The organism is Natrinema sp. SYSU A 869 (assembly GCF_019879105.1).
Lineage (GTDB): Archaea > Halobacteriota > Halobacteria > Halobacteriales > Natrialbaceae > Natrinema.
In genome coordinates, this window is the sequence record NZ_CP082247.1 from 348097 (window position 1) to 368650 (window position 20554).

The 20554-nt window shown below is 55.6% G+C and carries 24 protein-coding genes and 1 pseudogene; 11 read left to right on the top strand and 14 right to left on the bottom strand.

From position 1 onward, the window contains the following. Positions 1-140 precede the first annotated feature (140 nt). Complete coding sequence (locus tag K6I40_RS01535; RefSeq protein ID WP_255681420.1) at positions 141-575, top strand: nuclear transport factor 2 family protein; 435 nt, start codon at positions 141-143, stop codon at positions 573-575. Positions 576-645: 70 nt separating this feature from the next. On the opposite strand, the gene K6I40_RS01540 is transcribed toward K6I40_RS01535, so the two are convergent. Further along, positions 646-1476 (bottom strand): IS5 family transposase, encoded by an 831-nt coding sequence (locus K6I40_RS01540; protein ID WP_222913026.1) that lies wholly within the window; start codon positions 1474-1476, stop codon positions 646-648. Positions 1477-1740: 264 nt separating this feature from the next. Beyond that, on the bottom strand, positions 1741-2781 hold the full coding sequence (locus K6I40_RS01545; protein WP_222913382.1) for an NAD-dependent epimerase/dehydratase family protein: 1041 nt from the start codon (positions 2779-2781) through the stop codon (positions 1741-1743). Positions 2782-2939: 158 nt separating this feature from the next. Here K6I40_RS01545 and K6I40_RS01550 point away from each other — a divergent pair, with 158 nt between their 5' ends. Next, positions 2940-3542, top strand: coding sequence for a cupin domain-containing protein (locus K6I40_RS01550; protein WP_222913384.1), 603 nt, complete (start codon positions 2940-2942; stop codon positions 3540-3542). Between the two features lie 526 nt (positions 3543-4068). Here K6I40_RS01550 and K6I40_RS01555 read toward each other — a convergent pair. The 4 genes from K6I40_RS01555 to K6I40_RS01570 form a co-directional block, all read right to left on the bottom strand. Then, positions 4069-4386: a hypothetical protein gene (locus K6I40_RS01555; RefSeq protein WP_222913386.1), complete on the bottom strand. Its 318-nt coding sequence runs from the start codon at positions 4384-4386 to the stop codon at positions 4069-4071. 95 nt (positions 4387-4481) lie between these two features. Further along, on the bottom strand, positions 4482-4757 hold the full coding sequence (locus K6I40_RS01560; protein WP_222913388.1) for a PadR family transcriptional regulator: 276 nt from the start codon (positions 4755-4757) through the stop codon (positions 4482-4484). Between the two features lie 235 nt (positions 4758-4992). Further along, positions 4993-5412, bottom strand: coding sequence for an ester cyclase (locus tag K6I40_RS01565; protein WP_222913390.1), 420 nt, complete (start codon positions 5410-5412; stop codon positions 4993-4995). Between the two features lie 402 nt (positions 5413-5814). Next, positions 5815-6651, bottom strand: a complete 837-nt coding sequence (locus K6I40_RS01570) for a hypothetical protein (RefSeq protein WP_222913391.1) — start codon at positions 6649-6651, stop codon at positions 5815-5817. A 222-nt stretch (positions 6652-6873) separates the two neighbouring features. On the opposite strand from K6I40_RS01570, the gene K6I40_RS01575 reads away from it, so the two are divergent. The 3 genes from K6I40_RS01575 to K6I40_RS01585 all read left to right on the top strand — a co-directional run bounded on the left by K6I40_RS01575 (position 6874) and on the right by K6I40_RS01585 (position 9349). Continuing rightward, on the top strand, positions 6874-7674 hold the full coding sequence (locus K6I40_RS01575) for a transcriptional regulator (protein ID WP_255681421.1): 801 nt from the start codon (positions 6874-6876) through the stop codon (positions 7672-7674). A gap of 228 nt (positions 7675-7902) precedes the next feature. Then, positions 7903-8763: an IS5 family transposase gene (locus K6I40_RS01580; RefSeq protein ID WP_222913395.1), complete on the top strand. Its 861-nt coding sequence runs from the start codon at positions 7903-7905 to the stop codon at positions 8761-8763. A 154-nt stretch (positions 8764-8917) separates the two neighbouring features. Continuing rightward, complete coding sequence (locus K6I40_RS01585; protein ID WP_255681422.1) at positions 8918-9349, top strand: cupin; 432 nt, start codon at positions 8918-8920, stop codon at positions 9347-9349. Positions 9350-9811: 462 nt separating this feature from the next. Here the strand turns inward: K6I40_RS01585 and K6I40_RS01590 are convergent, their stop codons facing one another. Then, positions 9812-10093: a helix-turn-helix transcriptional regulator gene (locus K6I40_RS01590; protein WP_222913397.1), complete on the bottom strand. Its 282-nt coding sequence runs from the start codon at positions 10091-10093 to the stop codon at positions 9812-9814. Between the two features lie 126 nt (positions 10094-10219). On the opposite strand from K6I40_RS01590, the gene K6I40_RS01595 reads away from it, so the two are divergent. Beyond that, positions 10220-10534 carry a HalOD1 output domain-containing protein gene (locus K6I40_RS01595; RefSeq protein WP_222913399.1) on the top strand — a complete coding sequence of 105 codons (315 nt, stop codon included), beginning with the start codon at positions 10220-10222 and terminating at the stop codon, positions 10532-10534. A gap of 60 nt (positions 10535-10594) precedes the next feature. On the opposite strand, the gene K6I40_RS01600 is transcribed toward K6I40_RS01595, so the two are convergent. From K6I40_RS01600 to K6I40_RS01625, 6 genes and pseudogenes are all read right to left on the bottom strand, one after another. Further along, on the bottom strand, positions 10595-11071 hold the full coding sequence (locus K6I40_RS01600; protein ID WP_255681423.1) for a hypothetical protein: 477 nt from the start codon (positions 11069-11071) through the stop codon (positions 10595-10597). A 267-nt stretch (positions 11072-11338) separates the two neighbouring features. Beyond that, positions 11339-12979 (bottom strand): PQQ-binding-like beta-propeller repeat protein, encoded by a 1641-nt coding sequence (locus tag K6I40_RS01605; RefSeq protein ID WP_345779366.1) that lies wholly within the window; start codon positions 12977-12979, stop codon positions 11339-11341. A gap of 65 nt (positions 12980-13044) precedes the next feature. Next, positions 13045-13782: pseudogene (locus tag K6I40_RS01610) on the bottom strand (PQQ-binding-like beta-propeller repeat protein); the annotation flags it as partial. Between the two features lie 750 nt (positions 13783-14532). Then, entirely contained in the window at positions 14533-14967 is a 435-nt protein-coding gene (locus K6I40_RS01615; RefSeq protein ID WP_222913407.1) for an ester cyclase, read from the bottom strand. 24 nt (positions 14968-14991) lie between these two features. Beyond that, positions 14992-15405: a carboxymuconolactone decarboxylase family protein gene (locus K6I40_RS01620; protein WP_222913409.1), complete on the bottom strand. Its 414-nt coding sequence runs from the start codon at positions 15403-15405 to the stop codon at positions 14992-14994. A gap of 614 nt (positions 15406-16019) precedes the next feature. Beyond that, entirely contained in the window at positions 16020-16502 is a 483-nt protein-coding gene (locus K6I40_RS01625) for a hypothetical protein (protein WP_222913411.1), read from the bottom strand. Positions 16503-16889: 387 nt separating this feature from the next. On the opposite strand from K6I40_RS01625, the gene K6I40_RS01630 reads away from it, so the two are divergent. The 5 genes from K6I40_RS01630 to K6I40_RS01650 all read left to right on the top strand — a co-directional run bounded on the left by K6I40_RS01630 (position 16890) and on the right by K6I40_RS01650 (position 19744). Next, positions 16890-17102, top strand: coding sequence for a hypothetical protein (locus K6I40_RS01630; protein ID WP_222913413.1), 213 nt, complete (start codon positions 16890-16892; stop codon positions 17100-17102). Between the two features lie 77 nt (positions 17103-17179). Then, positions 17180-17422, top strand: a complete 243-nt coding sequence (locus tag K6I40_RS01635; protein ID WP_222913415.1) for a hypothetical protein — start codon at positions 17180-17182, stop codon at positions 17420-17422. Next, positions 17419-17823, top strand: coding sequence for a hypothetical protein (locus K6I40_RS01640; RefSeq protein ID WP_222913417.1), 405 nt, complete (start codon positions 17419-17421; stop codon positions 17821-17823). Before K6I40_RS01635 ends, K6I40_RS01640 begins: the two co-directional genes overlap by 4 nt. Before the next feature lie 5 nt (positions 17824-17828). Continuing rightward, positions 17829-19319, top strand: a complete 1491-nt coding sequence (locus K6I40_RS01645; protein ID WP_222913419.1) for a ThiF family adenylyltransferase — start codon at positions 17829-17831, stop codon at positions 19317-19319. Continuing rightward, on the top strand, positions 19316-19744 hold the full coding sequence (locus K6I40_RS01650) for a hypothetical protein (RefSeq protein ID WP_222913421.1): 429 nt from the start codon (positions 19316-19318) through the stop codon (positions 19742-19744). Before K6I40_RS01645 ends, K6I40_RS01650 begins: the two co-directional genes overlap by 4 nt. A 134-nt stretch (positions 19745-19878) precedes the next feature. On the opposite strand, the gene K6I40_RS01655 is transcribed toward K6I40_RS01650, so the two are convergent. Then, a complete protein-coding gene (locus K6I40_RS01655) occupies positions 19879-20346 on the bottom strand; it encodes a hypothetical protein (protein ID WP_222913423.1) in 468 nt (155 codons plus the stop codon). Between the last annotated feature and the right edge of the window lie 208 nt (positions 20347-20554).

Consider the following 20554-nt stretch of genomic DNA (forward strand, 5'->3'; position numbering starts at 1 on the left):
CAATCTTCAAGATGATTATCTCACGAGGTGACACGGAAAACTATCAGCAGCTTGGTCCCGCTGACATCAACGAGTCTCTGAAATAGTGGTCAGTGTCTCTATTCAGACCTTCCTGTTGAATCCGTGATAGCTATTTGTCCTTGATAGCCGTTGCCACAGATAGGGGTACCATGGCAGCAACTGAGAAATCCAACGTCGAAATCGTCGAAGAACTGTACGAGGCATTCAACCAAGGCGACCTCGAGACATGCTTAGCCGGATTCGCCGACGACATCACGTGGACCGAACCCGAGGGCGCACCGATGATCGGGGGAGTACACCACGGCCCAGACGCCGTCCTAGAGAATGTGTTCACGCCTCTAGACGAGACATTCGATTCCTTCGAAGTAGATGTCGACCGGTTCATCGACGGCGGCGACACAGTCGTAATGGAAGGATCACATAGAGTCACCACAGCGGACGGTGATGTCACGGAGATTCCTGCTGTCCACGTCTCCGACATGGAGGATGGAAAGGTTAAGAAATTCACCGCCTACGAGGATACCGCACTCGCCCAGCAACTGATGGACGAGTGACCGACACCACCTCATCCGTCACACCCGTCACTCATTTTGGCTGTGTTGAATCGCTGTAAGGCGGTGGATTTCACTGTTTGACGGCCTGCTTGATGTTATAGACGACACACATTAAGGCGATTTCACGGAACTCTCGATACCAGGTACGCGCTCGCACGGCGTAGCCGAGCGAGCGCTTAACGGCTGAGTTGACAGTTTCGGTCATTGACCGCTGAGCGTACCGATCTTCGTCAATACGGGCGTTATGTGCGTGATCGTACGGAGCGAAGATCCGGTGTTTGATCAGTGGGCGAATGTCGAGTTCACGCAGTCGTTCTCGGAGTTGTTGCTTGTCATAGCCTTTGTCAGCAGCAAGTGACCGCAGATCGCCCGCGTTCCGGCGGGCGATCTGCTCGGCGAGGTCTGCGTCGCTTCCTTCTAACGTCGTCGAACAGTGGAGATCAAGAACGGCTTGCGTTGCTGTATCGACGAGTTTTGTGACTTTGAGCGTTTGAACGCGGTAATTCGTTCGTTGGCAGTAGTGACGGCTCGCTCGATCTCGTTCGTAGAATGTCGCGTCGATAGCAGCGTGTTCAGATGGATCGTGTAGCTGCGCCGACTGGCGCAGCAACACTCGACAGACGCGCATACTGATCCGGTCGAATACCTTACATAACGTGGATGGCGAGGGGAGATCGGCCGCTCTGAGGCCGATCTCCCCGGTTATTTGTGGCATTTCCTTGAGCAAGTCAATCGTCATCCGGTAGGACGTATCGAGGTAAATCCGCAGACAATGGAGGGAAACAAGTGCATAGTCGGCGAATCCGCCGCCTCCTTCCGGGGCGGCGGATTCGTCTCCATCACCAGTAACGCTTTGAGCGACCGGAACAACTTCCCCAATGAAGCGGGAGATTTGCGTCATAGACACTCGCAGCCTCCCGCTTCATCACCTTTGATTTAGCGACCTATCCCGCCGCCATCTAGCGATTCAACACAGCCCTCATTTTCGTTTTCCCTATCGCCGAACGGACAATACCAGGTAAGGAATTCCAGTCGGCTATCTCGACGAATGATGTCACAAATAGGGTCTTGAATGTAGAGAACATCTGCAGTAAGAGGGTGTCAGAGAACCCTTACTACACTATTTGTTTCCCCGATTGTCACGGGCTGCCCGGTTCTCCGTTCTTTATACTGCCTTGTCCGGCGTCGTTTCCTGCGTTGGTTGTTGGCCCAGCTGCTCGTCCATACCGAGTTGATCTACCTCCCACGCAAGATAGTCACGCAGCCCGTCTTCCAACGACCGGAATTTGACACCGAGGTCGCGCTTAGCCTTCGAGGTGTCAACATTGAATTGTCTTCCGGCTAAGAATGCAAGGAGTTCTGCTTCGAGGCCCTCCGGTGGCGTGGTGACACGCTCAACTCCCCGCATGATGGTGGCTAGCCCACCAAACACTGCGTCCGGCACAACGCGTGGGGCTGGAATCCCCGTGATTTCCTCAGCGCAGCCGAATACCTCGGCCATCGTTCGCGCTTCGCTAGCAACGATGTACTCCTCGCCGGGAACTCCCTCGTCCATCGCTCGGATATGCGCCTGCGCGATATCTTCAGCATGATCCATCGGAAGGGCCCAACTGCGGGGAATCATCGGGAGGTCGCCCGTCAAGTAGTCTCGAAACACGGCCCGCCCCGACCCGTAGAGTTTGTCGTGCGGGCCGTAGACGCCGCCCGGCTGCACGATAACGAGCGGGAGACCATCCTCCATCAGAGGTTTCGCAACCTCGAAGTGTGCCTTCCACTTCGTGCGGAAGTACTCAGCGTAGGTTGGACACTCAGGATCGATGGATTCGTCGAGTGTCTCCCCGCTATTCCCCGGGTAGACGCCTACTGTACTGGTGTAGACCCCTTTGGAGATGTCAAGTTCATCCATTAGTTCGAGAACGTTGCGCGTCCCCTCCACGTTGATGCGTTCGGCCTTTTCGACGTTGCGTGGGCCGGGGCCGACGTAGAACCATGCGGCGATATGGAACACCCCATCGACGTCGGTCATTGGCTCGCGCAGACTCGCCTTGTCCGTGATGTCGCCCTCGACCACCGTAACCTCATTTGGAAGGTGATTCGCATTCGAGCGTGAGCGGGTCAATGCAACGACATCGTGGTCTTCGTCCACTAGTTGCTCGACTAGGTGAGTGCCGATGAGCCCGGTCGCCCCCGTGACAAAGTACTCCATGTATTGGCATATGGTAACAAGTAACAAGCAGTTTCGGGTGAGAGCGCAAGTAGTTCATACCTCCCCCACTAGGGGATCTAGTGTGTTAGTCTTCACCAAGGAGATAAGTGGAAGGTTTGCTAAGACTAGCTGGTGCACGAATCGCATCGGAAGCGACTATGACAGAGAACACATCGACCTTGACAGACGTCAACCCCCTCGATATCGTGAAAGGAGCTGACGAGACGGATGGCGAGTTCGTACGCGTTGAGTATACAGCGCATCCGTCTCTGGATGTATCAGACGCCGAAACCGTTCTCCCTCACGCTCGGTGGGCCGCTGATATTCAAGACGAGCACGTGAATCCCCAGATAAAGGAGACCTTCAAGGTACTTTCGGGCGAACTGAAAGTCGTTGCTGGGGAGCAGGAGCAACTGCTGACAGAAGGTGACGAGATCACGATTTCCGGCCGCTATCCTCACCGCCACTGGAACCCAAGCGAGAAGCCTGCACGCATCCGCTACGAGGCACGGCCTGCTCTCCATATGGATGAGGCACTCGAAACTGCGTTTGTGCTTGCCCAGGCTGGCAAGGCAGATGGACACGGAAATCCAGACCTCCTGCCGATTGCGGTGTTCCAAGATGCCTATCCCGACCACTTTTACTCGACCGACCTCCTGATTTTCGTCCAAAAAATACTGTTCAAAATCCTCGCACCCATCGGTCGGTTGGCTGGCTACCGTGCGACGTATTCACGCGAGGATATCGCTGATCTCCGATAACGATAGTACAGGAACTGACCATGTGGTTTGAGAATCAGGATATTTCGAACAATTGGGTCTGACGTTTTGGATGGCCGTCGGCTCACTCCCTGAATTTGTATGGAGGAAACCATAGCAGAAGAACTAGTAGTTCCTACGTAGATGGTCTGTTTCCTCGCCTATTGCTAACGCTTAACACGCGCCTTGTCGAATTCGACAATAGGCGTTCGGGTTTCAAGAATGACAGCCTGTGCGCCAGAGGAGACGCCGACAATGGCCACCCAAACCTCAAAGCGGCTTCGGCGGAACCAGACCGACCGGGGTACATCCAACACGGATACACCGCAAGCAAATATGTCCTTCCGAACAATCTTCCTTCTCCTTCTAGCAGCAGGCTTTTTCACCGTTCTAATAATGGCTATAGCTATTATCAGGGTGAGTTACCGGCCCTACCGAGGATGCTAATAACTATCACTACTAGTCTTTTAATAGTATTAAAAAATACAATTTGCTGAAATAACCGCTCATGGCGGTTCCTACGACTGAATTATCGTTTAGTATTGTCTTCTTGAGCGAGAACGCCGTAATTGATGTGAATCTCCGGAGTACTCGGTGATTCCGGTGCAGAAACACCATTCCAATCGACGGCGTGCACGTTCGTCATTTCGCCGGAGAATCTGAACCGGTCGACCCCCGTTTCGATTGCTCCCTCCGCTGTCTGTTCTGAGACGATCACTGCCTCTTCCTCTGAGTTGGCATCGACCATCTCGATGGTGCCGTCAACGCTAATTTCGTAGTTCGATGGTACTCCCCTGCCAACGATTGTAATGAGGTTTGGTAGCGTATCGTCAACTTCTGTCGGCATAATCGGAGAACACGATTCTGCCAGTATAAGCCTTCCTGTCGACGGAATAGTCGGGCTGAGAGACCATGCCGAGCGGACGAATACGAGCCTTCTCCTTAGAGTTCAACGTACTGGTTCTCCCACTCTCGTCGCTCCTGAATCTGTTGTTCGCCGGCGTCGGTGATGGCATAGTAATTTGTCCGGCGATCGAGCTGGCCTTTCTCTACCAGCTCTTTGTTGACGAGGGTGTCGAGATTGGGGTACAATCGGCCGTGATTGATCTCTGAGTTATAATATTTCTCAACTTCATCCTTGACGCTTTGGCCGGACGGCTGGTCGGCACCTGCGATGACGTACAGGAGGTCGCGCTGGAAGCCGGTCAGGTCGTGCATCTCGCGTGAGACTTCAACGAATCTGTATTTGACTTCTTTTCCGAGATTGATTATAGGTATATAAAGCGTGAATGTCTTGTACTGATTGATGACAGAGGGGGTTCTTCTCGGGTGATTGAGGCGCTTTTCTCGTACCATTTTTCAATCCTGTGAAGGATAGAGGGTGAACTTCCTATAACCGGTCGGAGGATGACGTCACGAAATGCAGAGCGACGGCAAAGAAAAAGATGGAACCTTACTCAAGGACGCCGAGCTGTTTGAACGCACGCAAGAAGTTGGCGATGATCCACTCCTCGGCGATGAGTCCATCCTCGAGTCGGTAGATGGCGACACCAGCAACTTCGACTTCCTCACCCGTTGGCGGAATCCCTTTCAATTCGCCTTCTTGGGTACCAGTCATCGTATACCGGACAACCACCTTCTCGTCGGTTGCGATCGTCTCATCGATCTCCTTATGTAGGTCAGGAACGGCGGCACGCGCTGACGCCACGAGGTCTTGGAACTCCCCGAGTGTGTGGTCTTCGTGAGTCCCAAGTCTCGTCTGCACGCGATACTCATCTGCGAGGAAGTCTGTATCGAACTCCCCCTGATTCCAGACGCGGTCAAAATGTTCTCGGACGAGACGCTCGTTTTCCTCGACTGATGTTGTAGCCATTGTTCTCTCCTGTGACGTCCTCCATCCCCAAATCGGTGTCTCCGCCCAATCCTCAGATAGGGACGCCTATGATCTGATTCAACGCATCGTTTGTTAAAAGCTACCAAGATAAGAATACCTATAGATACGTATCTATTGTTACTGCTTAGTACAAGTCCAGTAAGTAACGGAGCGGCGACTGATATCTCCAGAATGTAGCAGAAAAAGTACTAGATACAGAGATTTTATCGGTCAATGCCGACGCCGACTTTCTCCCAAACTGTACTGTCTCACGCACACGGAAATTAAAGTCGGCACTGTGGAAGCCAACAGCCAACCACTGTCGGCTGCCGGTTGGTCAAGCCTTATTCGCTCAGTACCGGGAACGACCTAAAATCGGTGAAGAAGATGGAGATATCACTGTCACCGGCGAGGTCCAGGCACTGGCGCTGGGAACGACTTGAAATCAGTGAGCAAGACGGAGATACCACCGTCATCGTCGGGTTGGATCACGTACGACGTTGGGTACTTGTCAGCTGCAAGGTACCTCGTCGGTGTCTTCAACGAAGTATCAACCGTGGTAGTGAGTTGGTCAACGTAGTCGATCGTAACCATCGGCTCGAATAGGGAGATTCGTCCCAAGCCACCACCGTCTGGTCCAGTGGCACCGTAGATATGCGTGTGAGTGAATTCACCGTCCTCTTGATGCTCCGACGCACTCGGATCGGCGATCGGCTCACCTCGACCTGCCTCAACGAGTGGTGTATCAGGTTCTCCGTCGTTGGTGGTATCGACCACAGGTGGACGGATGTGATCCTCAGGCATCTGGGCCTGCGGAATCGAATAGGTCGCTGGCCGTTCTTCGATCCCCGCGACGGTCGACTGGTCAGGCATGAAGAACTGGGTATCCAAGTGGGGCACGTCGTAGACTCCCTCTGGCCAATGCCCTTCTGGCAGGTAATCGAACTGCACGAAGGTGAACTGATGGCAATCGAGGGCGTCACCGCCGGCTATCTCCGATGGGAAGGCAAGCGGGACTGCCACCTCCTCCTCACCTAACGTATCAATTACGGCCTTATCGAAATGCACGCCGAGTGACGAGAGAGCGCCGTCCGACGCCGTTGTTGCGTATGCCGTCACCATCCCATTGCCGACCGCGGCCGAGTCGCCTCTGTGGACCTGTTGTGACTCCGACGCAGACGCGCTAGCGGTCCCGGTCACGAGACTGCCACTGGCTATAATCGCCGCCGTTTTCAGCATCCTTCGTCGGTCAATACGTCTCTGCTGATTCGCTGGTCGTGACATTCGTTTCCCTCCCGGCCCCCGTGGGCCGTGGTTACAGATAGCGGCGATTGATCCATAGTCCTACTCGAGGAGAAATTTCCGAGACCTTGCGAACCTTCCCACCCCTGCAAAGGTATTTGCAACTGCTCGGACGTAGCGTACGACATGGCCAACCATCGTCACGCGCTACCAACAAACATGGAATCGGCACTGGACGCGATCCAGTTCTTCGCCGATTCAGCGAACAGCGTGCGCGTGTTCGAGGCACTCACCGCCGGGCCGATGAGGAGCCGCGACCTCGCAGAGCAAACCGGCGCCTCACGGTCAACCGTCGCACGAGTCCTAGACAAGGGTGAATCACGAGGGTGGATCACCTCCGAGGGGAGCCAGTACGAACTTACAGAGGTAGGTGAGATCATGATCGCTGAGTTTCGTGTCTATCTGCAGACTCTCGAGGGAATCCAGCATCTCAGTGACGCTATTGAGTGGCTTCCAGAACCTGTTCACTCAATTGATTACCGCCATTTCCGTACCACAGAGATCATAACGCCGAAGACACCGGCCCCAGCCGAGCCGTACGATCACGTGGCAGAGAAGATTCGCGCTACAGATGAGGTCCGCTCACTTGTTGAGGTCACGCTGCCTCGATATGTGAGGCTTATCTATGAGGAGGTTAACGAGCGGCAGTTGGAGTCTGAACTCGTGATCGACGCGGACTGGATCAAGACTCTCTCTGCGGGGTCAGAGCAGTTGCCGCTGTTGCAGGCCCGTGCAGAGCGGGGTAGCATCTGGACCTATGAGGGGGAGATTCCACTGAATATGCACCTCTTTGATGACTCAGTGGCAATTTGGTTAGGTGAAGAACTTGAGGGCGAACGGGTTGTTCGGGGATTATTGGTCGCTGAGGCCTCAGCCGTTATATCGTGGGCGGAAGAGCTGTATGAAGACTATCAAGCCGAAGGGGAGCTGCTTGACCCAGAGACGTTACCTGCGGAGTGAGCAGTCTGCTAATAAAGACACGCTCTTTCTCCGACGAACTTCCCAACGCTGTATTGAGGCTGAGTAGGTAATAGGGGCAGCAATCGACCTCACCGATAGCTGTCAAGAACAGCGTGCTGAATATAGAGGATGGGCCTTGTTTAGACGCTCAAACGTTAACAGTGTAGAGCCGATCGAACTCGTATCGTCGTACTAGTAGCTCGGAGAAAATACCAAATCTACTAGGAAGTGAAGCGGGACGGGTTCGTTGTGCACACGAAGACCTCCCGCTTCACAGAGAAGGTTGTATCGCTCGCCCAAAAAGCCGTCGTTGGCACGCCAGCTCCGGTCTACCGTCCGGGAGAAGAAGGCTACGCTGACTGGGTGATTCTCGCCGTTCAGGGATTGAAAGAGTATCTCGGCCATCCGTACCGGAAGCTGATGGACGTCCTCCGCGAGATGCCGAGAGTGACGAAATCACTCGGATTGACGCCTGAAACGGTCCCACACTTCTCGACCGTGTGTACGCGAAAGCAGGCGATTCCGATGAAGCGGTGGCGAGCGATCCTCGATCGGTCCGTCGAACTGTATGATCTCGGTGATGTGCAGGCGGTCGACGCAACCGGTGTCGATCGCGTCCAGGCCAGCCAGCACTACGCAAAACGGACGGACTACACGTTCGAAGCGGTGAAGACGACGCTGCTCATTGATTGTGAAACCAGTGCGATTCTCGATATACATTGTTCGATGAAACAGCCGCACGATACGCAAGTCGGCTGGAAGGTGTTAGTGCGGAATCTCGACGATTTGGCGACTGTCGCTGCCGATAAGGGCTACGACTGGGAGGAGCTTCGCACGAGGTTGCGTGCGGAAAGTATCACGCCACTGATTCCGCAGCGAGATCCTGGGATGCGGGGGTGGGCGAGAAATCTGCTCATCAAGGATCGGGCGTACCACCAGCGCTCGAACGCTGAATCGGTGTTTTTCGGGCTCCGACGCAGATACGGCGATACGCTCTGGTCAAGAACCTGGTTCGGTCAATTCCGTGAACTTGTCATGAAATCCGCGGTCCGCAACATCGAACGCGCCATAGAGAACTCACACCCGTGAAATCACGCGTTCAAACAAGGCCCAGAGGGTCTATTCATCAGAACAGGCCATCAGCAGTGTACAAGGTGGAAACCGCTGGCGTATGTAGCGTCAGTAGCTACCCGGGCGGTGGATTTTTCAGGGTAGCCATCAGATTTGCTAACAAGTGACACACATGGTCGATAATTCGCTAGTGATCAGAGAGGGGGACCTTGTCCCTGATGGGGGGTCGGCGAGTCCCGAGTTCGTCACGCCGGACGATCTCCAATCTGCTGCCGAGACGCCGGGTGTTGACAGAAAAATGGCCTTCAAGACCGAGAAGAACGTGATGGTGCAATCGCGCGTCGCCGGAAACACAGCAACCGACTGGCACCACCATGGAGACCGTCACGTCTACATCTATCTGGTCGAAGGGAGCGTGGTTCTTGAGTACGGTCCCGACGGTGACCAGCGACTCGAAGGGACCGCTCCTCTATTCGCGCAGATTCCGCCTGGGATCGTCCACCGTGATATCAATCCCGCCGACACAGAGCAAGTGAGTATCATCAACTTTGTCGGCTCGGGCCCGCTCGTAGTGAATGTCGATGGTCCGACGGCTTCCGAGTGAGGGGGTTCTATCGAGTAAGTAGCCGACCGGTCACTCGCATCAGTTGGCTCTGCTGAATTTGCGCTGTGGGCCTTGTTTAGACGCTAGCGAGAGGAGTTCTATGGCTAGATTGTGACCACTGAACGTGAGATGTGGTCGAGAGTTTGCTAACTGGACACTCGGTGTCGATTCTACACTCTCGGAAGAATGGCTGAGACGTCGACGTTTCTGAGAGGTGTTCTTAGACGTCAACGACAGTTCGGACAGCTATATTGCTATTCCCACATAACAGGCACTCTATCCCGTGAGTTTTCCCGTCTAAACACGGCCTGCGCTGTGTATTCAGCATGGATCCATCAAAATAAGTGGTATTTGACAGATGAACCGCGTTAGATTCGCATGTCTTAGTGACTGGTGGCTTCACAGACTTAGATAGCGAAAGAGGAGAACAACAACAGAACTCTTTAATTTGAAGTTCGGTCTTCAAAGGATATCAGAAACGTACTGGTCTTCCCAGTCGCGTCGAGCTTCGATTTCCCGTGTGCCTCGTCGCGTCACCGAGTACATGTTCGTTCGACGATCGGCCTGCTCCTTTTCGAGAAGTCCTTTATCAACGAGTTCGTCCAGATTCGGGTAGAGTCGGCCGTGGTGTATCTCCTTCTCGTAGTAGTCCTCAAGTTCTTCCTTGAGCGCGAGGCCGTGCGGTTCATCCAGTCCTGCAGTCACGTACAGGAGGTCGCGCTGGAAACCGGTTAAATCGTACATATCAGACCTCATGGTAATTAGCACCATAAGAATAGGGATGACAGTTCTCCGTCAAACATGAAAGACCGTGGCTCATTCAGCAGAGTTTGCAAATCCTTTATGGTGGACTGCTTCACTTCAGGGCCCATGGGAAAGATGAGCACACAGGTTGATAATGACGACTCTCAAGCTGAACTGACTCTATCCACTACTGCCGAATGGAAGAAGGATACCGAGAATACACCTGTCTATGCGGTTGTTTCGGCGGTGTCAGAAGCGTCTGATCTGGACATGCTTGAATTGCCGCCACTCTATGAGGCAATCAATCCGGACGCGTTGAACGAGTTGTTCACCTCCCGATCTGAGCCTGCTGTTGGCGAAGTTTCCTTCGAGTATGCGGGGTACGATGTTGTTGTGCGCGGAACTGGTGTGGTCGAGGTCCGGACATCGGTTGACGCCTAATCGCGGATCTGTTATCTAACTGCGTTCGTGGCTGGCCAGTTCTACCAGTATCTCTACCATCTACTCGGTGATGCTGTCGTCAGTCAGCTTCCAGCCCCAGCCGGGTTCGTACTTAACTTGGTCCTTCCCGGCCATGACGTACAGCTCGTCTTCAATCCGCTTCCGGATCAAGTCATCCATCGCCCCGGACTCCACAATCTCCTGTAGCAGTTCGGACTGCGTCTTGTAGGTGTCCTCGAGATAGCGTTCAAGGAACCTCGCATCGTCGACTTCGACGCGAGCACTCCGTTTCACTTGTTCCCGTTCCAATTTATTCTCCAGTAGTTCAACTTCCGTCTCTAATTCCTCGATCCGCTCCTCACTGCTCCGATCCGCGAACACACCGTGCTGCCGGTACGCCCGTGCCTCCTGGATCAGGATATAGAGATATTTGGATTGGCTGCTGAATCCCGCTTTGGCAGCCTCTTTACTCCAGATTTCGCGTTCCTTTTTGCTACACGTGAGCGTGATCTGTGTCGATCCCTCTGCCAAACCCATCGATCCTCCCATTGCGGTCTATCGGTCATCAACCATTACATAGGGCGGCCAGACCTTGTATCAGCCGTGCGATCTATCTATATAACAGTGATATGTCATAAATGTGGTGAACCACTACAATCAAATTAGACGTTGTTGATGGCGCCGCTTTCGATCAGGGAATGAAGCCGGTGGGTGATGACCAAGAGTGTCAGGAAATAGTGGTGGTTCACCAAGACCGTGTCGATCCGCCACTCACTAACTGTACGTAACGAGTCAGGGGAGCAGTTAACACGAGAAGCCAAATGTCACTCGAGCCGGTTCTCGCAGCAATGGACACGAGTGAAATCCGATCTGGGCAATTCCAGCCGAGATGTGTTCGTCATCGAGCTCCTCACTCGTTTCTACGATTCCTGCCCGCCCGTCCTCGCGGTATGACGCCTCCTCGCCAACATCGAACATCTCGGTCACGACCTCAGAGTCAACAGCGGATTCATCGATGAAGAGAACGATAATCTGCCTCTGGACGACCGAGCCTTCGACGAGGAAACTAGAGGCGAATCCGAGGAGATCCGAGGCTAATCCACTACCATCCGCGGAAGTCGTCTCAGACGATCCTACTCTAAGTACTGCGGCATCACCTGCCTGACCCATGAGGTCAGCGAAATGCTCGTGCGCCTCGTGAAACCGCTGCTCGTCGCCCGTGCCTGCGTCGATGACAGACCGAGCCGTCTCAGTCATCTCTGTTGACGTATTTCCTCGCGTTCCTGGGATAACGATGGTACCGTCACCGACTCCGATGACTGTATCGCCGTCGGAATATAGGGTAAACGAGTTGTACTGCTCCTGTCCAAGCTGGTCGCGGTCTAGATGGAGTTCAACCTCTTCGCTACCGAATGATCCCCTGATAACCTCGAACGCGATGTCATCGCCGTACCGGACCTGAATGAAATCGCGTTCAGCCTCCGGAGTAACGAAATTGTACGGTGAGGCCGCGGTATGGTACTCACCGAAATCGATGTCGTCGCGGGAGACGTTCTGAGTAATCTCGATCACGTCGCGGAGATCGTCGAATCCCCGGTATGCGACACCGATGTCGTCTTGCGGGGCGTCGTTCGGGACAGGAATCCAATCGATCCAAGAGGTGAGTTCGGTTCGGACATCGCCGTCGCTGATCGCGTACGCGTGGCCGACGCTGGCGCTGCCACTGCCCACGTAGATTGTGTCATCGGCGATTGCCGGCGATCCGACTACCGGGGTACCGGTCTCGAAGCGTCCCTGCTCGTCACCTGATGCGGCGTCGAGCGCATACAGGTAACCATCGTCCGAGCCGACGTAAACGGTGTCCTCAACCACTACTGGTGAACTTCGCACCGTGTCCTCGGTCTCGAACTGCCACTGTTCGTCGCCGGAGCGGGCTTGTGCATAGACGTGGCCGTCGTTGTTCCCGACGTAGACGGTATCGTCGACCACTGCCGGCGAACTCCACACCTCGTCGGTTTCGAACCGCCAGTCTTCATTGCCGGACCCGGCATTCAGCGCGGACACAGCGCCCTCGTTCTCTGCTCCTCTTGATCCGACGAAAACAGTGTTGTCAACGACCGTTGGCGAACTGAAAACCTCCCGGTTAAGTTCTTCAGACCAGCGAGCTTCACCTGACCTGCCATCCACCGCGTATACGTGCCCGTCGTTGCTCCCGATGTAGGCGGTGCCGTCGACCACCGCTGGTGAACTCCTGACTGCGTCGTCGGTTTCGAAGCGCCACTGCTCTTCACCCGCTGCATCTAATGCGTACAGGACCCCATCGTCCGAGCCAACGTAGATGGTATCGTGGGCCACCGCTGGTGAACTCCACACCTCGTCGGTAGTCTCGAAGCGCCATCGTTCCTCTCCCGAATCCGTGGCCAGTGCGTAGACGTTGCCGTCCAAACTCCGACGTAGACAGTGTCATCAGCCACCGCCGGCGCCCCCTCAACGTTGGCCCCGGTCTGGAAGTCCCACTGGACATCACCCGTTTCGGCGTTCAGCGCAAACACACCATCCGGGTCGACCGTCCCAATATAGACAGTGCCGTCGGTCACTGCTGGTGAACTTCCTCCAATTGCGCCGAACTCGACATGCCACTTCTCGTCGAGATTTGTGGTCGGCGGAGCTTCGGGTGACTGCGGCGTTCCGGTATTAGCGGTGTCGAACTGGAACTGCGGCCATGTATCGTCAATTGCGGTTCGCACAGGTTCCACCTCGAACACACCCCGGGCGGTTGCGTAGCGAACCAGGGCAACGTCGCCGGCCACCAGCACGCCATCAACGTAGAGGTCGATCGCTTCGGTCGCGCGAAGGGCAATCCCTTCGAACGACTCCGGTGTGAACGCGAGGGCCTTGACATTGTCGACGACATCCGTCCCGATGCGGTTGTCGTCGGTGTCAATGGTTCCATCCCATGTCCCGCCGGGGACCAACGCGTCTGCAGCCAGGTAGCCGATCGCCGTAACGGTCTCGTCGTTGCCATCGGAACCGAATCGGAGCACGCCCGTCTCGGAGTTGATCGCGAGCGTTCCGGAGGACCGGTCAAGATCGGTGTGCTCGTCGTCGACGAACTCCTCCTCAGGATCCGAAATATCTCGTGTGAGTATCTCTGGTGCCGGTTGACCCAGCAGCAATCTCCTCTCTATCCACCTGTTACTTGTAGCCGTCAGCCCACTTCCGACAGCGAGGAAATTTCGGCGCCTCATATTTCAAACCGCCACCAATTGAATGCTTAATTCTTTCAGTGAACGTAGGATACACTCTGTATATAGAACAGGAAGCGTACAATCGGCGGGGACTGAACGACCGCGCCAGCCCAAGATCCTGCACTTTTTGAAGGACCCATACTCTGCCTACGACAGATTCCTATCCATTCATTTAACTCGAGAGACTAGACCATCTGAACCCAACTCATCCGCCACACCTGTGATGATCCACCACATTCGTAGCAGTTTGCCAGACCTATAGAGAAGTATTACATTCGTGAAAACTGATATCAGTTTCGTGGTCTGGGAGTGTCGAGGCCCCATTTCTGACGTCAGGTTTTTCGAGATAAAATCAAATCGTCCAGAAACGTAGAGCCTTAGCACTCATTTCTGACGATGTTATAATGATCTATTTCTATATTATCTGAATTTAATGTGTTACGGACTGTTTCGATCCGTATGCGGCCATAGGATGGGAATCTGACGTCAGTTCCGTTGGACCGTCGATGCATCATTGTCTTATTACTGGCTGCTGATCACAACGCCGTATGCCACTTACTCACAGGGACAGCACAAAAATACTACCGGGTATCTCAATTGACCGGCCTCGTCACTCTAATACTACGAAAGCAACCGGATACTCGTTAACTCCCGTCCACTTTCCGAATCAGACACAATTAGCAGATTCGCTCCGTCTTGCACTGGGAGCGGAAACGCCCACAAAGAGGTAGCAAAAATACGGAGTCGTTGCTATTCTCCAGGCTGCTCGATTACACCGAGCTGTTGCATGAGTCCGAGCATGTCGGGTTGGACCCAGCGTTCGACAATCTGTCCATCCTTGACCCGAGTAAACACCATGTTCACGACTTCGAACTCGGTGCCAGTCGGATCAACACCCATGAACTCACCCGCATGGGTGCCCTGTAGGGTTACCCGCATTGCAACGAGATTGCCTTCAGCGATCACCTCCTCGACGGTCGCCGAGAACTCGCCAAACGCGGTCTGTAGCGACTCGAGGTGATCTTTCAGTTCGTCACGGCCATGTATCTCGCCGAGCGGGTTATGGCCGATCACATCTTCGGCGCAGATTTCGTCAATGAGATCGACCTTGCCCTCGGTCGCGACCTCCTCTGGGAAGCGCCGGGCAAGACGCTTGTTCTCTTCTGGTGTGGTTGTTGCTGCCATTGGCTCCTCCAGTCACTATGCTCGTCAGTCGTCACCCGCGGCCATCTGCTCTTGTAGGTGTTCAGCGATCTGTTCGGTTTCCTCTTTGAAGACGTCGATATCGTAGTCCTGTGCCTGGATCAAGGCGCTGTACCGAGGCGTGTAGCTTGCGAGGAAGAACAGTTCCGAGAGTTCCTCTTCAGTTGCGCCATGCAGTTGGGCCGCACCCTTGTGGAAGTGTCTGCAGTACTCACAGCCAATCGCCGCCGCCATCGCGAGGCCGATAAATTCACGGGTCTTCGGATTTATCTCCGTCTCTCCGAAGAGGAACCGCTTCAGATTCGGCCACTCGTTCACCAGTTCCTGTTCTGGAAGAGCCTCTAAGTATCCTGGAAGAAGCCCGAACGTTTCTTCGATATCTGTCACCGTTTCATCATACAGCTGTTGTTGGCTAGCCATGGTTCCTCCCTCCCATTCGGTCTTCCGGTGACCGAATATTGATACCTGGTAGCACAGCTAGTGGTACCAAGCATCAATACTAGTACCACGATACCTTACTTATCGTTTTGGTTGAAATTTACTCATAACTGTATCAAAGCGTCTATAGGAAAATCCAGTCGTGGAACAACCGACAGTTCCCTTCTCTTGCACCTCCGCTTTCGCCCATCATCTGTCTTCCTGAGGGGTGGTGGTGAGGACAGAGGCACACTGGAGGTCCGGCAGGTCACCGTCTAGTTTAGCACCTCCTATTGAATATCTGTGAGGAAGGATGATTTAAATCGTTAATCGACTGCTGGATGCCGATCCGCCGCAAGTGTGGTGATTCGTCACGAACGTGTAAACTAATATTGGTTTCGTGGACTGAGAGTGCCGAGGCCATGGAACTAAGGGTAGTTCTCAGCGGAAAACCTTAGTTCTTCTCATACCCCTTAAACCAGGATAGACATATGTCTCCTACTGCATCAGTAATGCAGAATACGTTATTTTGGCACTGTTCTAGTGGTTAGAGGATGATAGGATGAATCCTACCGACGATAAGTATAGGCGGATCACAGGGCAGTCGATCAACTGAGCTACCCATCTCTTGCTTCCCGATGAGCTCTTATCTGCTCCATCGACTCCTCGGTATAGTTTCGTTCCATGAGAGGGATGTCATATTCGTAGAACCAGTATGTCACCAGCGATGGATGGACACCAGTCAGTATTCCAATCCACCATAGCGTCCGTTCTCGCTCCCAAAACAGTTCTCTTAATCGTTCTCCAGTAGGACGACGCGTGACAATTGAACGGTATTCGCTTCCTGTATCGTCGTCACGGGGAGAGATGATCTCGTTCTTCTCAAGCAAATACGCAGTGATGAATGGCTCCCCGAGATTGGGGACTGTTCGATCTACATCATCGTCGTACAAGGCATCGTGGATGGTTTTCACCGCGTCATAGGGGTCTTTATCGTGTACTTCCCCTTGCAGTTGGTTAACCATCTCTGTCACCTCTGACGCAGGGGGACCAAGGGCAGCCTCGCTTGTCTCCCACGAAACGGGGTCAAAATTGCCCATGCTCTGTTCACCGGACGTATCTACCTGCTGCCCTGTTGTAAAGGTGGTACCAAGGAACGCACTACTTGACCGCTCAGTTCGTACCTAGAATGTACGGAGATTTCGCTTGTCAGTGGGAGGAAATCAAGCAAGGCTACTATTTTCAATACCAGATTCCTCTCCTCTTAAATCCTGATTGTGACAGTAATCGCTGGTGCTCGCGATCATCGTTCTGCTGGTCAATCTGCACGTCGCTGACGAATCTCTTCACACTCTGACGCATCGCTTCTCCCCTGACGGATCTCCCCCGCGCTGACGAATCTACAGGCTATAGAGTACTGCTAAATGCTGCTAAGTGGGTGCCGGCCGTCGGTCCCGATGCAGCGTTGAACGCTGCTGAGATAGCCCATGTTCGGCCCATTCGACGAGACCGACCTGGAACCGGACGACTCGGCGATGTCCGAGTCCGAACTGAACACTGAGCCCACGTACGGGGACTACGACGATCCCGGGGATAACTGGTTCGGCGACAGCGGCCCCCAGAACCCGAACCCCGACGGCTGGACCCGGTACGATCCGTTCAAGGAGGAGGACTACGAGAACGAGCTGCTCGAACCGTAGCCTCCGGATCTCCTTCCGCACAACCCCGTAACGGCCAACAAACACCATTCTTTCACGACGCATACAGGAAAAATATCATGGGAACTGAACTGTACATCGACGGCGAACGCACTGAAGTTGAAGATGACCGCACCGTCCAGGATCTGAAGCAGGCCGCCGGCTTCCCGGCAGATGATACGGTCGTCTACACGGCCGACGGCCCCGAGCAGATCGCGGTCAGCGACCACGACACAGTGGAGACGATTCCGGACGGTGCCACCGTCGCAAGTCAACCCCAGCGCGGCCGCATCTTCGGTACCGACCGGTGGTCCCCGCTATGAGCCGGTACCAAGCTATGAACGAGGATCGCATCATCACCGAGGCCCGAGCCTTAGCGGACCTCTGCCCCGCGGTCGACTTCGACCTCACGACGGGCGAGATCATGCTCTACGACTTCCCGCTGCCCACCGGCTGGAATCAGGACCGGACCCGGCTCTGGTTCCAACTGCCCGAAGAATACCCGGCAACCCAGCCGGACGCCTACCTGCCGGCGGACCTGCGGTACCAAGACAAGAAGCCGTACGTCCTGCTGTTCGGTAGAGGACCGGACGACTGGGCGCAGCACTGCATCCATGAACTCCATGACTGGGAGCCCCGCCGCCACACGCTGGTTACGCTCACCCGGATGATCGCCACGTCACTCTCCCAGCCGAACTCCAGCAACCCGCTGGAACAGACCTGATCATCATGCAACTCGTTCTTTCCACGTCACACGTCCAACAGCTCCGGGACCACCTGTTGCAGGACGACCAGGAGCGGATCGCCGTCGTCCATTGCAGTACGTCCGGCGGCGACCACGCTCACCGCGAAACGCGGCTGCTCGCCACGGCGGTCCACCCGGTACCGGATGCTGACCTGGAAACGCAGAGCCGGTCGGCATGCCGTCCCGCGCTCGACGTGGAACGCGACATCACGGCGGACTGTCGCCGTCACGGCATGCACCCGATCGTTATCCACAGCCATCCCTTCGACGCGACGCCGACGTTCAGTCGCAGCGACTCCGACATGATGGACGGCTACCGGGAGTGGCTGACCGGGCTCTACCCCGATATGCATCTCGGTGTCGGCGTCCTCGGGACCCACGGCCTCGCCACCGTGATCGTTCCTGCGGCTGCGGACCAGTTCACCGACCTGCCTGTCACAGTGGTCGGCGACTGGCTGCTCGACCCACCGCTCACCACGGGACCCGCCTGCGATACTCCAGAGACAGACACGGTGAACGGTGGCACCCCCGGTTCGATCGACCGGGAACGGTACGACCGCAGCATCCGCGCCCTCACCACATCCGGCCAACACCGGCTGGCCACGACCCCCATCGCTGTCGTCGGCATAGGCGGCCTTGGATCGATCATCGCCGAGGAACTTGCGCGGTACGGCGCTCACCGGCTGACCGTGGTCGATCCCGACGTCATCGAACCGTCGAACCTACCCCGGCTGTTCGGCTGCCATGCAGACCACGTCGGCGACCCGAAAGTCTCGGCCATCAAACAGCACCTCGAGCGTCTCAACCCGCAGATGGAGATCAGTGCAGTCCAGGCCATGGCCGAAGACGTCCCGGACCTGCTGAAGGCGGTGGATCTCATCGTTGCCGGTGTCGACCGTGTCTCCGCACGGATGTGGCTGAACCAGTTCGCGGCTCGCCACCTCGTCCCCTACGTGGACGCGGGGATGGTCATCGACGTTGACGACGACCCGGACACGCAGCAGATTACTGCGATGGAAGGCTACATCCAGCTGATCGCACCGGGTGCCACCGCCTGCTTCGACTGCCTTGGCCGCGGTGACCCGGAACAGGCCCGCATCGAACACCTGTCCGACGACGCTCTGGCCGAGGAGCTGGACCGCGGCTACATCACGGCAACCGACTTGGCGCCGGAACCGGCCGTCGTCCCACTCAACGGAATTATCGCGTCGAAAACAGTTCAGTTACTGGCCAAACAGATCACGGGGTACGATGATCCGGCGGCATCCCTCCGGTTCGAGGGCCTTGATAACGTGCTGGTGGAAACTCGCACGATACCGAGCGACAACTGCCCTACCTGCGGCGGCAACGGCATTCTCGGGCGCAGCGACACCACTGCGACCAATCCAGACCGCATCGATACCAACGACCTGGACCTCAGTCTCGCTCTAGAAACCGAGCCCACCGGAGGGAAGGACACGGAGGAACAGCCATGACGGGCTCACTGCTGATCCTGGAAGAGGAGTTCATTATTGTACTGGTGATCTGGCTCGTGGTTCTCCTCCTCGCACCGCTGGAGTGGGCCAATGGGTTCTGGATGGGTGGTGCCCTCTGGCTGCTTGGCTCCGCAGGTGCCGCCATCATCGGACCCGGGATCACGAGCGACACGATACTCATGGTTACCGGCCAACTGTTTGTCTGGCTCCTCCTCTCCATAATCATCTTCGTCCGGGACTACTTCGAGCACGGTCCCGGCGATGATCGTAGTGCCACAGCCCGGATCATTGGCATCCTCGCGTTCATCGGCCGCCTCGTCGCCACTGACCCGGACCAGGAACAAGCCCCAGCGGCAGCAACGCCGCCAGCAACACCAACCACCGTGGCAGCGAGAGCAGCAGCCCCGGCAGAACACCCGCCGTAGACCCGACCGCGACGCCGCGGCCGGCCAACCGGAGGACAACGGCAACGTGTTCGCTGGCCTCGATCTCGACACGGGCCCACTCCGCGACGACCATGACCGGTGACCGCTATCGACCCCGCCGGACCGGTGCCGGATCATCCCCGGCTGTATATCGCCTCGAAAAAATCAGCACCCATTGAGACACCTGATACACCGCTATGGACCCGACCAATCCCGAACTCCGTGATTGCGGGCACGTCGGCCACTATACCGGCGTCTGCCAGTACGAGGGCTGTGCAAAACAGCTCTGCGCGACCTGCGTCCAGTCCTGCGAGACGTGCGGTATCCTTCAACTGGGCGCGTCGCCCCTCTCCCGTGTCGCGTCCTAACCGGGACAGCTGTTCAAGCTGGTCGGTGTACCGGTCGATCTTCCACTCGAGTTCGTCGACAATCTCTGCATGGAGCTCATCCCGCTCGGCCAGTTGCTCGGCAATCCGATCTAGTTCGTCCGTCAGCCGGTCGTGCTGCTGGCGTTGTGATCGCTCCAGGAATCGATCAACAGCCTCAGCCCAGTCCGTATCCGAGCCGTGCCCATTCCATGCACTGTAATCAACGTAATCCATGCCCCCATTCCATCAACGGGGACTGGTGCCGGATGGGCGTTCGCCCTCACCCCGGTTCGCAAGCCATCGCGGCTCCTCTCTTCCAGGGCTACGATCCGGTTTGTGAGTCTCCATTGCTCGCCGGCAACCGATCTGCCTGTAATTTGGTCCTGCGATACGCCCACCTAGAAGATATATAAATACACAGAACTAATGCATAAAGAGGCAC

Coding starts and splice junctions, on each gene's coding strand:
- K6I40_RS01650 (WP_222913421.1), top strand. CDS start 19,316: ATGACGGGCTCACTGCTGATCCTGGAAGAGGAGTTCATTATTGTACTG.
- K6I40_RS01600 (WP_255681423.1), bottom strand. CDS start 11,071: ATGGGTTTGGCAGAGGGATCGACACAGATCACGCTCACGTGTAGCAAA.
- K6I40_RS01540 (WP_222913026.1), bottom strand. CDS start 1,476: ATGACGCAAATCTCCCGCTTCATTGGGGAAGTTGTTCCGGTCGCTCAA.
- K6I40_RS01585 (WP_255681422.1), top strand. CDS start 8,918: ATGGTCGATAATTCGCTAGTGATCAGAGAGGGGGACCTTGTCCCTGAT.
- K6I40_RS01590 (WP_222913397.1), bottom strand. CDS start 10,093: ATGTACGATTTAACCGGTTTCCAGCGCGACCTCCTGTACGTGACTGCA.
- K6I40_RS01615 (WP_222913407.1), bottom strand. CDS start 14,967: ATGGCAGCAACAACCACACCAGAAGAGAACAAGCGTCTTGCCCGGCGC.
- K6I40_RS01545 (WP_222913382.1), bottom strand. CDS start 2,781: ATGGAGTACTTTGTCACGGGGGCGACCGGGCTCATCGGCACTCACCTA.
- K6I40_RS01625 (WP_222913411.1), bottom strand. CDS start 16,502: ATGGGCAATTTTGACCCCGTTTCGTGGGAGACAAGCGAGGCTGCCCTT.
- K6I40_RS01630 (WP_222913413.1), top strand. CDS start 16,890: ATGTTCGGCCCATTCGACGAGACCGACCTGGAACCGGACGACTCGGCG.
- K6I40_RS01655 (WP_222913423.1), bottom strand. CDS start 20,346: ATGGATTACGTTGATTACAGTGCATGGAATGGGCACGGCTCGGATACG.
- K6I40_RS01555 (WP_222913386.1), bottom strand. CDS start 4,386: ATGCCGACAGAAGTTGACGATACGCTACCAAACCTCATTACAATCGTT.
- K6I40_RS01635 (WP_222913415.1), top strand. CDS start 17,180: ATGGGAACTGAACTGTACATCGACGGCGAACGCACTGAAGTTGAAGAT.
- K6I40_RS01645 (WP_222913419.1), top strand. CDS start 17,829: ATGCAACTCGTTCTTTCCACGTCACACGTCCAACAGCTCCGGGACCAC.
- K6I40_RS01570 (WP_222913391.1), bottom strand. CDS start 6,651: ATGCTGAAAACGGCGGCGATTATAGCCAGTGGCAGTCTCGTGACCGGG.
- K6I40_RS01595 (WP_222913399.1), top strand. CDS start 10,220: ATGGGAAAGATGAGCACACAGGTTGATAATGACGACTCTCAAGCTGAA.
- K6I40_RS01640 (WP_222913417.1), top strand. CDS start 17,419: ATGAGCCGGTACCAAGCTATGAACGAGGATCGCATCATCACCGAGGCC.
- K6I40_RS01575 (WP_255681421.1), top strand. CDS start 6,874: ATGGAATCGGCACTGGACGCGATCCAGTTCTTCGCCGATTCAGCGAAC.
- K6I40_RS01620 (WP_222913409.1), bottom strand. CDS start 15,405: ATGGCTAGCCAACAACAGCTGTATGATGAAACGGTGACAGATATCGAA.
- K6I40_RS01565 (WP_222913390.1), bottom strand. CDS start 5,412: ATGGCTACAACATCAGTCGAGGAAAACGAGCGTCTCGTCCGAGAACAT.
- K6I40_RS01550 (WP_222913384.1), top strand. CDS start 2,940: ATGACAGAGAACACATCGACCTTGACAGACGTCAACCCCCTCGATATC.
- K6I40_RS01560 (WP_222913388.1), bottom strand. CDS start 4,757: ATGCACGACCTGACCGGCTTCCAGCGCGACCTCCTGTACGTCATCGCA.